The following is a 12,944-nucleotide window of genomic DNA, read 5'->3' on the forward strand; positions in this document are numbered from 1 at the left end:
TCTCGCCCAGTGCAACTCACTACTGGACAGGTGCACCCGCGGGTGGGTAACAACATCCGCACATGCCGATGTCCGGAAACCTGAAATGGCCCGCGAGTCTAGCGCAGACTACTCCTGCAGCACTGGGCGCCACCCATTAAGCCCCTGCGCTAAGTAGACGCTTGCTCAGTCCATGTCTGGCTGGTTTCCTCGGCGCTCGACAGCATACACGCCGCAGTTCGGATATTTTCCGCAATGTTTCAACTGGACGTCTCCGTCGTAGAAGTTGAGGTAGCGTCGCGCCATACCCTTCGCAGCCTTGTCTGCGTGCTTGAAAGGTTTGAATCCATCGGCGCCGTGCATGCACGGCTCAGGGGAGCCAGCGTCGAAGTGGTCGTAGTCGGGGGCCTTGCCTTTTTTATTCTTGCCGCGCTTCTCCACTTTCCTGTGGTAAACGACCTCGCCCGACAACAGTTCTCGGGCTTCGAATGGATTCTGCTCCGTTCCGAGAGCGGCGGCGAGGAGCCCCCGCCGAGTGGCTATGAGCAGCTCATGGAACGAGGAGCCTGCAGAGCCCACGACCAGCGGATCTCCCGGAATGCTCTCTTTGGCTCGCCGCCCGGGAGGCCAACCGTGCAGCAGAAAAATGACGTCGGCTTCCGAGATCAATTGAGCCCGCCGCGCGTGTAGCTGATTCGAGTTGTTGATGATATGGGTACGCAGTCCGAGTACGGACGCAGCCACTCTCAACCGAGCCTCCCAATCAGCCGGTACATCGAGATATCCGGAGGTGCGCGGATCACCAAGCCACAGCAGCACCTTCGGTTGGGCGAGTTCAGGTAGCGTAATTTCGCGAACCCTGTACTCGCGCCACCAGTCCTCCAAGTACTCGGCGAGTCCAGCGTGATCCATCGGATCAGTGATGCTCACCGGCAGCAGGTCCGCGGTAGCTTCCACGACCTGCGGAGGCTTTCCCGCATCCGTAGCAACACGGATTGTGACGAGATATCCGTCTTCGGTATCACTGTCCTTCATGAGGACTGCCTGCAAATATTCCTTTCCGCTGCTCCGCCTTCTCATCAGAGCTGTCCCGGGCGCGTTGACCACTCTCCGAAGGCAGGCAAGCGCCTCCCCGGAGGAGATACCGGCGTCCCGAAGGTCTCCGTGGAGTCGATCCAAGAAGCCTGCATCGCTTCTGCGCTCGAGCCCCTGGCGCAGCAGGGAGTCTGCGTGCTTTTCGCCAAGGACGAGCTCCGACGGGTCTCCGCTCAATTCCTCGAGCAGACCTGCCCGCCGAATCAGCAGATTAAGGCTGCACGCGGCCTGGCCGCGTATCGAAGACATATTCGGATACCGTACGTCACTTACCGATCACCGAGCAGGTGTTCGGCGCGGATAGGGATGGCCGCGAGCTCCGCGTATGACATACGATCGACGGCACGGTGGACGATCTCACGCAGCCGCTCAAGATCGCTGCCACCAACGGTAGTTCTTTGCTCTGCTTCCAGCGTTGCCGTGGTGGTTCTGCCTTGCGCTTTCCGCTGCTTTTTCCTAGGCGCCGTGGTCGGGTACCCCTTTTCCCTGTGGACCGTCAGGTCGAGCCAGGCAACCCCCTGCGCTTCTGCCCACTCACGCACGTGGTTCCCGACTCTGCGCTGCAGCTCGTCGCGCCACTCAAATGTCAATCCTCGCGCATCAAGCTCATGGCGGAAGGAACGCAGAGGCGCGTTAGGTGCCAGCGCCGCGAGCAACGCCTCACGATCAGCGGCCTGACACGTCAGCGCCCACTCGCGCATCCACTCTTTCTGTGACTTGGCCGTCACGGGCTCAATCTCACGGAACCGGTCAGGTCGTGAAGCCCAGGCCGGTTCCCCGTTCTCATCCAGTGGGAAGACGAAAGCCCTGCAAGTACTGGAGTCCCAGAGCCTCCGATGCCCTTCTTGCCACTCAACGAACGCCGCCCATACGTCAGGCTTGAGTCGAAACTGAGTCTGCGTGGCCTCGGAACCACGCCGTGCTGCGGTCCGCTTCTCCGGCCAAGTCGCGACCACAGCGGGGCCCTCGTCAGGCAGCAGGATGGCTGTGTGGCTGGTTGCCAACCGTTCGGTCTGGACATGACCGCCCGCGACGGCGGCTTCGATGAACTCGCGCCAGGTCTCGAACCCGAGGTCCTGCTCAGTCTTGCCATTCATCGCCTCGACGAATGCCGGCTTGACTCCCGCGCTCGTTGTGATGCGACTGGCTGCGCGCCACTCCCGCACGACATCAACGAGCGTTGCGAACGCGGTCTTCCTCAGGTCTGGCAGCTCAGAATCGGCCATGACACATCTCCCCGTAACGTGAGATAGCCCCGGTGATGGGGCTATCTGAGGTGAAACATGTCGTTGCCGCGTCTTGGCAGTGGCTCGCGTGGCCTCTGCGGATAACCGCTCCGGCCACACCCCGTAGGGGGACCCTGTCCACCAGCACCGCGACGGTTGCGTTGCTGTGACTCGTCCCGAGGTTGCCGTCTGGCTGGCTAGCGCCTAGCGCCTAGACAGCCCAACGTCAATGAAGTTCTCGGCAGGAAGCTACCCTGCCTCGCATCTAGCATAACCCAACTCGGGATGCGACGTCATCCTCGCTCGGGAGACACCTGCAAGCAGTCATCCACGACGGCCGATGATGCGCCTCGGCAGGCTAGTGGCGGGTCGACTCTGCGGACCATGCGTCGACGGCTCCAGCGAACACGGTGCTCATCGGAATGTCCGTTGGACCACTCGTTTCAGGTCGCTGGTATGAGCTGTACCGGGTTGTGTGAAGCGGTTCGAGACCTGCGTGGCCACGGCGGGGAGGGGAGCATCGTGGTGGTTGCTCCTGGTAGGGCCGTTCTGATTTGGGCGTGTGGCAGGAAGCTCGCCACGGTGCGGTTCGGGCTGGTGTACGAAGCGTGCATGGCGATTACCAAGAGTGCTGGTGGGATCTACCGGCGATGCGGGTGTGTGGATTCGCGGACGGGGAAGGCGTGGGGAGACCACTGCCTGAAGTTGGCGGCCGGCCGACGGCATGGGAGTTGGTATCTGCGGTTGGAGTTGCCGGTCGGTTCTGATGGTCGGCGTCGGCGGATCCGCCGTGGCGGCTTCACCACGCGCAAGGCGGCCGAGGAGGCCTTGGCTCAGCTCCGCGCACCGTCCGGGTCGGGTGGTGGGCTGGTCACGGTGGGCGAGTGGCTCAACCACTGGCTCGTCACCCGTACCGGGGCGGCGTCCACCATCAGTGGGTACGCGAGCCACGTCCGTCTCTACCTGGCCCCTTACCTGGGCACGGTGGTGCTGGCCGAGCTGTCGGTCGCGCACCTGCAGGCGGTGTTCGCGAGCATCGCCCGCCACCACCAAGCACGAGGAACGCCGCTGACGCCGGCCACCCTGAACCGGATCCGGGCGACGCTGCGCACCGCCCTCAACGCCGCCATCCGCCGAGGGCTGATCGGCGACAATCCCGCGTCCCGGGTCGAGTTGCCGACGGCCCGGCGCCCGCGTGCGGTCGTGTGGACCGCGGAACGTGTGCAGCACTGGCAGCGGACGGGGGAGCGTCCGCCGGTCGCGGTGTGGACGGCGGCGCAGACCGCCGAGTTCCTCGACACCATCGAGGACCATCGCCTGTACGCCGCCTACCATCTCATCGCGTTGCGCGGGCTGCGGCGCGGAGAAGCGGCAGGGCTGCGCTGGTGCGACGTGGACCTGGACCAGGGCGTCGCGATGATCACCCAGCAGATCCAACAGCACCAGGGACATCTGACGGTGTGCCCGCCCAAGACCGCCTCCAGCGCGCGTGTCATCGCGCTGGACCGCACCACCGTCCGCGCCCTGCGCGCCCACCGTGACCGCCAGCAAGCCGAACGGCAACAGGCGGGGGAGGGCTATCGGGACAGCGGCTACCTGTTCACTCGTCCCGGCGGGGATCCGTTGGGTCCTGATCGGCTGAGCTGCACCTTCCGCGCGTTGATCGCCGAGCACGGGTTGCCGCCGATCCGGCTGCACGACCTACGGCACGGCGCCGCCACGCTCGCTCTCGCGGCCGGGGTCGAACTCAAGGTGGTGCAGGACATGCTCGGCCATTCCAGCATCGTGCTCACGGCAGACACCTACACCTCTGTTCTGCCCGAGGTAGCGCACCGTGCTGCGGAGAAGACCGCCACCCACGTCATGAAGGCGCGAGGCATAGTCCCGGGCACCAAGCGGACCCGTCGCCGAACACCCGGCCGGATGAAGCGCCGTCGCGGCAGGAAGACGGCATCGCGTCCCGGAACTTCGTCGGCCCACCCCGCACGCCAGATAGGTCGCCCGCAGCGACGCTGAACCTCGGCCGTCAGCCGGTGATTGCGCACTTCTAGAGCCTTTCGGCTCCCTCGTCTCTCGTCGACGACTTTGAAAGGGCTAACTGAATAGACCTCGCCTGTCGCCCTACCCAGGTCGATGCGGTGATCAGTCATGCCCGGCGGGGAGGCGAACCGCCGACCGGGCGGGACGTCGGGCGGCTGTCCGGTACACCCTGGAATGCCCGGGACCCAGGACGGCCTCAGTGCGGCCCCAGGCCGGAGCGGCCGAGGCCGTCCTGGAGTGCGTTTGCCCTGGTCAACGTGGGTGGGTTGCGTGGGACTCGAACCCACAACCTACGGATTAAAAGTCCGGAGCTCTGCCAATTGAGCTAGCAACCCGTCCCGCAAGGGTACCGAGATCGATGGGGGGTTTGCGACGGGGTTACGGGGTGGGGGAGATGTGGAGGGGGAGGTGCTTCAGGCCGTTCTGGAAGTTGGAGGCCAGGCGGACGGGGGCGCCGGTGCGGGTGATGCGGTGGGGGAGGAGTTCGCGGAAGACGGCGCGCATCTGGGTTCGGGCCAGGTGGGCGCCCAGGCAGAAGTGGGGGCCGAAGCCGAAGCTGACGTGGTCGTTGGGGGTGCGGGTGACGTCGAAGCGGTCGGGGTCGGGGAAGACGGTTTCGTCGCGGTTGGCGGAGGCGTGGTAGACGACGACCTTGTCGCCGGCGGGGATTTCCTGGTCGGCGAGGGTGGTGTGTTGCGTGGCGGTGCGGCGGAAGTCCATGACCGGGGGCCAGTAGCGGAGCATCTCTTCGATGGCCGAGGGGAGCAGGGACGGGTCCGCGCGGAGGCGGGCCAGTTCGGACGGGTGGTCGAGGAGGGTGAGGAGGCCGCCGGGGATGCCGTTGCGGAGGGTCTCGTTTCCGGCGACGGCGAAGAGGAAGAACATGTTCTCGAACTCTTGGGTGGTGAGGCCGCCCTCCAGCATGCGGGACATGATGTCGGCTGAGGGGTGCAGCCGTTTCTCGGCGGCCAGGGCGTGGGCGTAGGCGAACATGTCGGCGAGGGCCGTGTGGGAGCGCGGGTTTATGGGGCGGCCGTCGGGGTGGGTGAGGGTTGTGGGGCGGTGCTCCATGGCTTTGCGGGCCAGGGGCGTCATTGAGGCGGGGTCCGAGGAGATGCCGGCGTATTCGTCGTCCTGGTAGCCGATGACGCGGGACGCCCAGTCGTAGAGGAGGCGGCGGTCCGAGTCGGGGACGCCCATGATGTGGGCGAGCGTCCAGACGGGGAGGTCCGCGGCGAGTTCGACGAAGTCGGTCTCCTCGTTGAGGGCCGAGGTGATGAGGGTCCGGGCTCTGGTGTTGATGGTTTCTTCCAGGGCGCGGACGGCGCGGGGGGTGAACGCGGCGGCGACGATGCGGCGGAGGCGGGAATGGTCGGGCGGGTCCTGGTTGAGCATCATCGCGCGGACGAACGCGAGGTCTTCGGGCGTGTCGGGGTCGCGGATCTGGGTGGCGCCGAGGTTCGAGGAGAAGAGGTCCGGGGAGCGCAGGACGTGTTTGACGTCGGCGTGCCGGAAGACCGCCCAGTAGCCGGGGCCCGCGGGCCAGGGGCCGATGGGTGGTTCGGGGATCCGGGCGACCGGGGAGTCGGTGCGCAGCTTCCTGAAGGTGTCGTAGGGCACCCCGGACGCGTAGGTGGCGGGCAGGAAGATCTCCTCGTGCATGCCCTCAGCGTGCATCATGTCGGGTGTGACGGTGAAGCCCGAAGAAATTCTGCGCGACAACTTCGCGCCCTGGGTCCTTGAGCTGGGGCTGGTGCCGGAGGAGGTGGGGGAGGACGGCGCGGTGCTGCGGCTGCCGTGGTCCGAGCGGCTGGCGCGGGAAGGCGGCGCCCTGTCGGGGCAGGCGCTGATGGCGGCGGCCGACACGGCGGTGGTGATCGCGGTGTCGGCGGCGAAGGGCGCGTTCGTGCCGATGACGACGGTGCAGCTCAGCACGTCGTTCCAGCGGCCCGTGGTGGGACGGGACGTGCTGGTGCACGCCAGGCTCACCAAGCTGGGACGGACGCTGGCGTTCGCGGAGATCGGCATGACCGCCGATTCCAAGATCGTCGCCCAGGCGACCGCGGTCTACGCGATCATCGGGTGACATGACGCGAATCGAGAGGGTGGCAGTCCCGGACGGCGAGTTCGACCTGCATGTGTGGGGTCAGGAGGGGCCGGGGGTCCTGCTCGTCCAGGAGATCTTCGGGGTCGGGGACTATCTGCAGGCGGTCGCCGAGGATCTGGTGGCGCTCGGGTATGTCGTGGCCGCGCCCGACATGTTCTGGCGGATCGAGCCGGGCTGGAAGGTCGTTCATAACGAGGAGGCGCTCCCCAAGGGGAGGTCGATGGTCTCCCAGTTCGACTGGGCGAAGGGCGTGGAGGACGCGGAGGCGGCGCTGGCGGTTCTGAAGGGGCTGCCCGGCGTGGGCAAGGTGGGTGTTCTGGGGTTCTGCTTCGGCGGGACGCTCGCGTACCTGCTTGCCGCTAGGGCGGAGGTCGATTCCCTGGTGTCGTTCTACGGGTCGGGTGTGCCGGGCGCGCTGGACCAGATCGACGGCATCGGCGCTCCGGCGCAGTTCCATTTCGGTGGGGACGACCCGTACATCCCACGCGAGGACGTCGCCAAAGTGGAACGTGCCGTTGAGGGACGGGACGGCATGGAAATCCACGTCCAGGAGGACGGCGGGCACGCGTTCCACAACCGGAAGGCGCCGATGTTCTACCAGCCGGAGCCGGCGGAGCGGGCTTGGCGGCTCACCGAGGAATTCCTTGCCCGGACGCTGTCATAGCGACGGTTCCAAAGCGAGGCGGGACAGTTCCTTGCGGGACGAGATGCCGAGCTTGGGATACGCCTTGTAGAGGTGGTATTCGACCGTCCGCGGGCTGAGGAAGAGCTGTGCGGCTATCTCCCGGCTGCTCGTCCCCGAGGCCGCCAGCCGGACGACCTGGAGCTCTTGCGGGGTGAGGCGGTCGAGAAGGTCGGGGGCGGTTGGCGCGGACGTCCCCGCCTCGCCGGTGGCGCGGAGTTCGGCGCGCGCGCGTTCCAGCCAGGGTGCGGCGCGGAGGCGTTCGAAGATTTCCATTGCTGAGCGCAGGGGGACGCGCGCGTCGGAGCGTCGGCGAGCCCGTCGCAGCCATTCGCCGTAGAGAAGTTCTGTGCGGGCCCGCTCGAACGGGCGCGTCGACTGCTCGTGTAGCCGGACGGCTCGCTCGTAGGGTTCTTCGCTGTCGTCCAATAGGGCTTCGCAGTGCAGGGCCACTGCGAGAGCCCACGGTTGCTTGCCTGCCTCAGCCCAGGCGCGGAAACGCGCGTAGGCGGCGCGAGCCAGTTCGGGCTGTCCTGACCGTACGGCCGCCTCGACCTGGTCGGCGGCGGACAGCAGGCTGCCCGTGCTGTGCCGGCGGGGTCCGTGGGCGATCTCGTCCAGGCGGCGGAGCGCGTCGTCGTAGCGGCCGAGGCCGAGGTCGAGGAGGGCGAGCGCGCTGTCGGCGAGGCCGCCGTGCGGCGCCGGGGCCTGCGCGATCAGCTCGCGCAGCCGGGCCTCGTCGCCCTCGATCGCCGCGATCCGGGACAGGACCGCGCCGAGGCGTCCTTCCCGGTGGGGACGGCCCGTGTCGCGGGCCAGCGCGATCGCCTCGGCGACGGTGGCCTCCGCGTCCGCGTGCAGACCGGCCGCGATCTGGGCCTGCGCGAGCGTTTGCAGGACGTTTGGCAGCGCGCCGATCAGGCTGTGCCGGCGGCAGTGCGCGACTTCGGCGGCGGACAGTTCGAGCGCCGCCTCGTCCGCGCCGATGACCAGCGCCAGCTGCGCGCCCAGCACGCGATGGCCGGGGGCGTTCTCGACGCTCTGGCGAGGGCTTGGCAATACGCCGGTCGCCGGGCCGCCTCCGCGCGTCTCGTCGACCAGTTCCGCCAGTGACGGGACGCCCCGCGCATGGTCGCCTCCGGCCAGGGAGGCGAGGCCCTGGACCGTCCGGTCGCCGGGGAGCAGTTCCGCGGCGCGCAGGACGGCGGGCAGTTCGCCGGACGTCCACCCGTAGACCGCGCCGGTCCTGAGCATCTCGGCGTGGTCGCCGGGCGCGGCGTCGGCGGCGTGGTCGACCAGCATGCGCGCGGCGGCGCGCGGGTCGCCGCGCTCATATTCGACCGCGGCGTGGACGCGGGCGAGCCGGGCCCGCTCGGCCGGGTCGCGGGTGAGCTTCTCCGCCTGGACGGCGAGGTCCTCGGCCTCGTCGAGCCGTCCGGCCTGGAGGGTCAGGGACGCGGCGGCGGCGAGCCGGGCGGCGCGGACGTCCGGGTCGGGCGTCAGGTCGGCCGACTGCCGGTAGAGCACCGCCGCCGTCGTGCAGCCCATGCGGCCGTGGGCGCGTTCGGCCGCGTCCCGGAGGTCGGCGGCGACGTCCTCGTCCGGGCCCAGGGCGGCGGCCGCGCGGTGCCGGGCGCGGCAGTCGAGGTCGTCGGCCGTGTCCGCGAGCGCCTGGTGGACGGCGATGCGCCGCGCCACGACCGCGCCGTGGTACGAGGCCGCCCTGATCAGCGGGTGGCGGAACGCGATCGTGCGCCCGGTGATCTCCACCAGCCGGGCGCGTTCGGCGGCCTCCAGGTCGGCGATGCTCACGCCGAGGGAACGGGCCGCCTGCAGCTGGCTCGGCATGTGCCCGCGCCCTTCGGCCGCCGCGATCAGCAGCATCAGCCGGGTGGCCTCGGGGAGCCGGCCGATCTGGTCGCGGAACGAGCCGAGCACCCGGTCGGCGACCGGCAGCGGATCGGGGCCGTCCGCCCGGAAGGTCCCGGCGGCGCCCAGCTCCTGCAGCGCGAGGGGGTTGCCCGCCGCCTCCCGGACGACCCGGGCGCGGACCGCCGGCGCCAGTTCGCGGGACGCGACGAGCCGTTCGGCGGCGTCGCCGTCCAGGCGTTCGAGGCGCAGCTCGGGCAGGCCCGTGCCGGTGAACGCGTCGTCCCGTGCGGCGAACAGGATCACGACGCCCTCGGCCGCCAGCCGCCGCGCCGCGAACAGCAGCGCCTCGGCCGTCGCGGTGTCGAGCCATTGGGCGTCGTCCACGAGGCACACCAGCGGGCCGCCGTCGGCGGAAGGGCCGGTGAGGTCGGAAAGGTCGGTGAGGTCGGCTAGGTCGGCGAGCAGCGTGAGGACGGCCAGGCCGGTCGTGAACGGGTCCCTGCCCGGTGCGGTGGCGGAGCCCCCGTCCAGCGGTTCGAGGGCGGAACGCAGCGCGGCGGATTGCGGGGGCGGGAGGCCGTCCAGCCGGTCCCGGACGGGCCACAGCAACTGGGTGAGCCCCGCGAACGCGATGCCGGACTCCGCCTCGACCCCCGTCACCCGCAGGACGCGCTCAGCCGGCAGCAGCGCCGCCGTCGCCGCGAGCAGGGCCGACTTGCCGATGCCCGCCTCTCCGCGCAGCACGAGCGCGCCGCTGCGGCGATGGCCGCGCGCCTCCGCGAGCAGCGTGGTGATCCGTGCCTGTTCGTCGTTCCGCCCGTAGAGCACGCATCCCAAACTACGGGGCGAACTACCGAATCCGTACGGATTCGCCCCGTAGTCGGCGGCTCCTACGTTCTTGACCAGCGATAACACGCTTCACGGCTAGGAGGACGTCATGGAAGAACTGTTCGAGCCGCTGTCGGCGGGAAAGCTGGAACTGTCCAACCGCCTGGTGATGGCGCCGATGACACGGAGCCGGGCCGTCGAGGACGGCAAGGTGACCGAGTTGACCGCCGAGTACTACCGCCAGCGCGCCGCCGCCGGGTTGATCATCACTGAGGCGGCGCAGCCGAGCGTCCGGGGCCAGGGGTACATCTGGACGCCGGGACTGCATTCCGGCGACCAGGTGGAGGCGTGGCGGCCGGTGACCGACGCGGTCCACGCCGCGGGCGGACGGATCTTCGCCCAGCTGATGCACGCCGGACGCGTCGGCCATCCCGTCCTGTACCCGGACGGCGGGCTGCCGCTCGGCCCGTCCCCGCTGGCGTCGGGCGAGCGGCTCTACACCCCGGACGGGATGCTCGACCACCCCGTCCCCCGCGAGATGACCTTGGACGACATCGCCCAGGCCGTCGCGGAGTTCGCCGTCTCGGCGCGCAACGCGATCGACGCCGGGTTCGACGGCGTCGAGGTGCACGGCGCGAACGGCTATCTGATCCAGCAGTTCCTCGCCGACGGCAGCAACACCCGCACCGACGCGTACGGCGGGACGCCCGAGAACCGCATCAGGTTCGCCGTCGAGGTCGCCCAGGCCGTCTCCGAGGCGATCGGGCCCGAACGGGTCGGCTTCCGCGTGTCGCCCGGCGGCACGGCCAACGGCGTCAGCGAGAGCGACACCCCGGAGCTGTATTCGGCGCTCGTCGCGGCCCTCGCCCCGCTCACCCTCACCTACCTGCACATCATGGAGGTCGGCGACCGCGGCACGACGCGGCGCATCCGGGCCGAATGGCCGGGCACGCTGATCCTCAACCCGCACCCGACCCCCGACTCCTTCCCCGCCAAGCCCGAATATGGCGCCGAGGCCCTCCGGGACGGCGTCGCGGACGCGGTCTCGTTCGCCGAGATGTGGCTGGCCAACCCGGACCTGCCCGCCCGCATCCGCGCCGGAGGCCCCTACAACGAGGCGGACCCGAGGACCTTCTACGGCGGCGACCACCGCGGCTACACCGACTACCCGACCCTCGACTGACCCCGAGCGAGGGATTGACCCGCGCCCGCCCGGAGATCGGGAAGCGTCACCGCCTGGTGACCCCGCTCGGGCGCGGCGCGGTGGTGTCTGGGTACCATCACCCCGAACCACATTCGGTCCCACACGTGAGGTGCTGCTAATGGACCTGAACGGAGTTTCCGCCGTCGTATCCGGTGGGGCGAGCGGCCTCGGTGAGGCCACCGTCCGCGCGCTGGCCGCCGAAGGCGCCAAGGTGGTCGTCGCCGACCTGAACGAGGACCGGGGCAAGGCGGTCGCCGGCGAGATCGGCGGCGTCTTCGTCAAGACGGACGTCTCGAACGAGGAGCAGGTCCAGGCCGCCGTGCAGGCCGCCGTCGACACCGGCGCCCCGCTGCGCGTCATCGTCAACAGCGCGGGCATCGGCTGGGCGTCCCGGACGGTGAACCGCGACGGCAGCCCGCACGACCTCGGCCAGTACGAGACCGTCATCCGGGTCAACCTGATCGGCACCTTCAACCTGATGCGGATCGGCGCCGCCGCCATCGCCAAGACCGAGCCCGCGGACGCGGACGGCGCCCGCGGCGTGGTGGTCAACACCGCGTCCGTCGCCGGGATCGAGGGGCAGACCGGGCAGGTCGCCTACTCGGCGTCCAAGGGCGGCATCATCGGGATGACGCTGCCCGCCGCCCGCGACCTCGCCGCGATCGGCGTCCGGGTGAACACGATCTGCCCCGGCATCATCGACACCCCGATCTACGGCCAGGGCGAGGCGGCGGAGGAGTTCAAGGCCAAGCTCGCCGCGCCCGTCCCGTTCCCGAAGCGGATGGGCCGGGCGTCGGAGTTCGCGCACCTGGTCAAGTCGCTGATCGAGAACGACTACATGAACGGCGAGACCATCCGCTTCGACGGCGGCATCCGCTTCCAGCCCAAGTGAGGCCCTGAATGTCCGACGCTGTTCTGACAGAGGAAGACGGTGGCGTCCTCGTCATCACGATCAACCGCCCGGAGGCGCGCAACGCGCTGAACGGCGCGGCGGGACGCGGGATCGCGGCCGCCGTGGACGAACTCGACTCCCGCAAGGACCTGTCCGTCGGCATCCTGACCGGCGCGGGCGGCACGTTCTGCTCCGGCATGGACCTCAAGGCGTTCCTCGCGGGCGAGACCCCGGTCGTGGAGGGACGCGGGTTCGCCGGCATCTCCGAGCGCCCGCCGGCCAAGCCGCTGATCGCCGCGATCGAGGGCTACGCGCTGGCGGGCGGCTGCGAGCTGGCGCTGTCCTGCGACATGATCGTCGCGGCCCGGGACGCGCAGTTCGGGCTGCCCGAGCCGAAACGCGGCCTGGTCGCGGCGGGCGGCGGGCTGCTGCGGCTGCCGCGGCGCATCCCGTTCCACATCGCCATGGAGATCGCCCTCACCGGCGACAAGTACCCGGCGGAGCGGATGGCGGAGCTCGGGCTCGTCAACCGGCTCACCGAGCCGGGCGGCGCGCTCGCCGGGGCGAAGGAGCTGGCCCTGAAGATCGCCGAGAACGCGCCGCTGGCGCTCGCGGCGACGAAGCGGGTGGTCCACGAGTCCTCGGACTGGACGTCCGAGGAGATGTGGCAGAAGCAGCAGGAGATCACCCTGCCCGTCTTCGTGTCCAAGGACGCCCAGGAGGGCCCGGCCGCCTTCGCCGAGAAGCGCAAGCCGAACTGGTCGGGCGAGTAAACCCGTCCACGCGCCAGATCATGACGCCCGGAACCCACCGGTTCCGGGCGTCATCGCGTCCCGAGGACGGGCGCGAAAGCCGGACCTGGTGTTTCGCGAAGGAGTGCGGTTTGCGGACAGTCCACTGCGGAACGTGGCCGTTGTGAGTGCCCCGCGTGGTGGTTATTGTCGGTTCGGCGTCCGAATCCTCCGGAAGGGAGCGAGTCATGGACGTCGGTGCCGCGCCGTCGGCAGGTCGGAAGGGAG

At 69.3% G+C, this 12,944-nt stretch carries 10 protein-coding genes and 1 tRNA gene; 6 read left to right on the top strand and 5 right to left on the bottom strand.

The annotated features are described in order from the left end of the window. Positions 1 to 165 precede the first annotated feature (165 nt). On the bottom strand, positions 166 to 1,323 hold the full coding sequence (locus ACH35V_RS32715) for a hypothetical protein (protein WP_395978417.1): 1,158 nt from the start codon (positions 1,321 to 1,323) through the stop codon (positions 166 to 168). A gap of 20 nt (positions 1,324 to 1,343) precedes the next feature. After that, positions 1,344 to 2,300: a hypothetical protein gene (locus tag ACH35V_RS32720; RefSeq protein WP_395978419.1), complete on the bottom strand. Its 957-nt coding sequence runs from the start codon at positions 2,298 to 2,300 to the stop codon at positions 1,344 to 1,346. Between the two features lie 744 nt (positions 2,301 to 3,044). Between ACH35V_RS32720 and ACH35V_RS32725 the strand changes: the two genes are divergently transcribed. After that, positions 3,045 to 4,316, top strand: coding sequence for a tyrosine-type recombinase/integrase (locus ACH35V_RS32725; RefSeq protein ID WP_395978421.1), 1,272 nt, complete (start codon positions 3,045 to 3,047; stop codon positions 4,314 to 4,316). A 286-nt stretch (positions 4,317 to 4,602) separates the two neighbouring features. Here the strand turns inward: ACH35V_RS32725 and ACH35V_RS32730 are convergent. After that, positions 4,603 to 4,675: transfer RNA gene (locus ACH35V_RS32730), tRNA-Lys, on the bottom strand. A gap of 43 nt (positions 4,676 to 4,718) precedes the next feature. Next, the gene (locus ACH35V_RS32735; RefSeq protein WP_395978423.1) at positions 4,719 to 6,002 is read right to left on the bottom strand and encodes a cytochrome P450; all 1,284 of its coding nucleotides are present in this window, start codon (positions 6,000 to 6,002) and stop codon (positions 4,719 to 4,721) included. Positions 6,003 to 6,027: 25 nt separating this feature from the next. On the opposite strand from ACH35V_RS32735, the gene ACH35V_RS32740 reads away from it, so the two are divergent. Beyond that, the gene (locus tag ACH35V_RS32740) at positions 6,028 to 6,426 is read left to right on the top strand and encodes a PaaI family thioesterase (protein ID WP_395978425.1); all 399 of its coding nucleotides are present in this window, start codon (positions 6,028 to 6,030) and stop codon (positions 6,424 to 6,426) included. A 1-nt stretch (position 6,427) separates the two neighbouring features. Further along, positions 6,428 to 7,111 (top strand): dienelactone hydrolase family protein, encoded by a 684-nt coding sequence (locus ACH35V_RS32745; RefSeq protein WP_395978427.1) that lies wholly within the window; start codon positions 6,428 to 6,430, stop codon positions 7,109 to 7,111. Here ACH35V_RS32745 and ACH35V_RS32750 read toward each other — a convergent pair. Next, on the bottom strand, positions 7,106 to 9,829 hold the full coding sequence (locus tag ACH35V_RS32750) for an ATP-binding protein (protein WP_395978429.1): 2,724 nt from the start codon (positions 9,827 to 9,829) through the stop codon (positions 7,106 to 7,108). The genes ACH35V_RS32745 and ACH35V_RS32750 overlap by 6 nt on opposite strands. A 109-nt stretch (positions 9,830 to 9,938) precedes the next feature. Between ACH35V_RS32750 and ACH35V_RS32755 the strand changes: the two genes are divergently transcribed. The 3 genes from ACH35V_RS32755 to ACH35V_RS32765 all read left to right on the top strand — a co-directional run bounded on the left by ACH35V_RS32755 (position 9,939) and on the right by ACH35V_RS32765 (position 12,698). Continuing rightward, on the top strand, positions 9,939 to 11,012 hold the full coding sequence (locus ACH35V_RS32755) for an alkene reductase (protein WP_395978431.1): 1,074 nt from the start codon (positions 9,939 to 9,941) through the stop codon (positions 11,010 to 11,012). 139 nt (positions 11,013 to 11,151) lie between these two features. Beyond that, on the top strand, positions 11,152 to 11,925 hold the full coding sequence (locus tag ACH35V_RS32760) for an SDR family NAD(P)-dependent oxidoreductase (RefSeq protein WP_395978433.1): 774 nt from the start codon (positions 11,152 to 11,154) through the stop codon (positions 11,923 to 11,925). Between the two features lie 8 nt (positions 11,926 to 11,933). Further along, entirely contained in the window at positions 11,934 to 12,698 is a 765-nt protein-coding gene (locus ACH35V_RS32765) for a crotonase/enoyl-CoA hydratase family protein (RefSeq protein WP_395978435.1), read from the top strand. Positions 12,699 to 12,944: the final 246 nt, after the last annotated feature.

The organism is Actinomadura sp. 1N219, assembly GCF_044326405.1.
Taxonomy (GTDB): domain Bacteria; phylum Actinomycetota; class Actinomycetes; order Streptosporangiales; family Streptosporangiaceae; genus Spirillospora.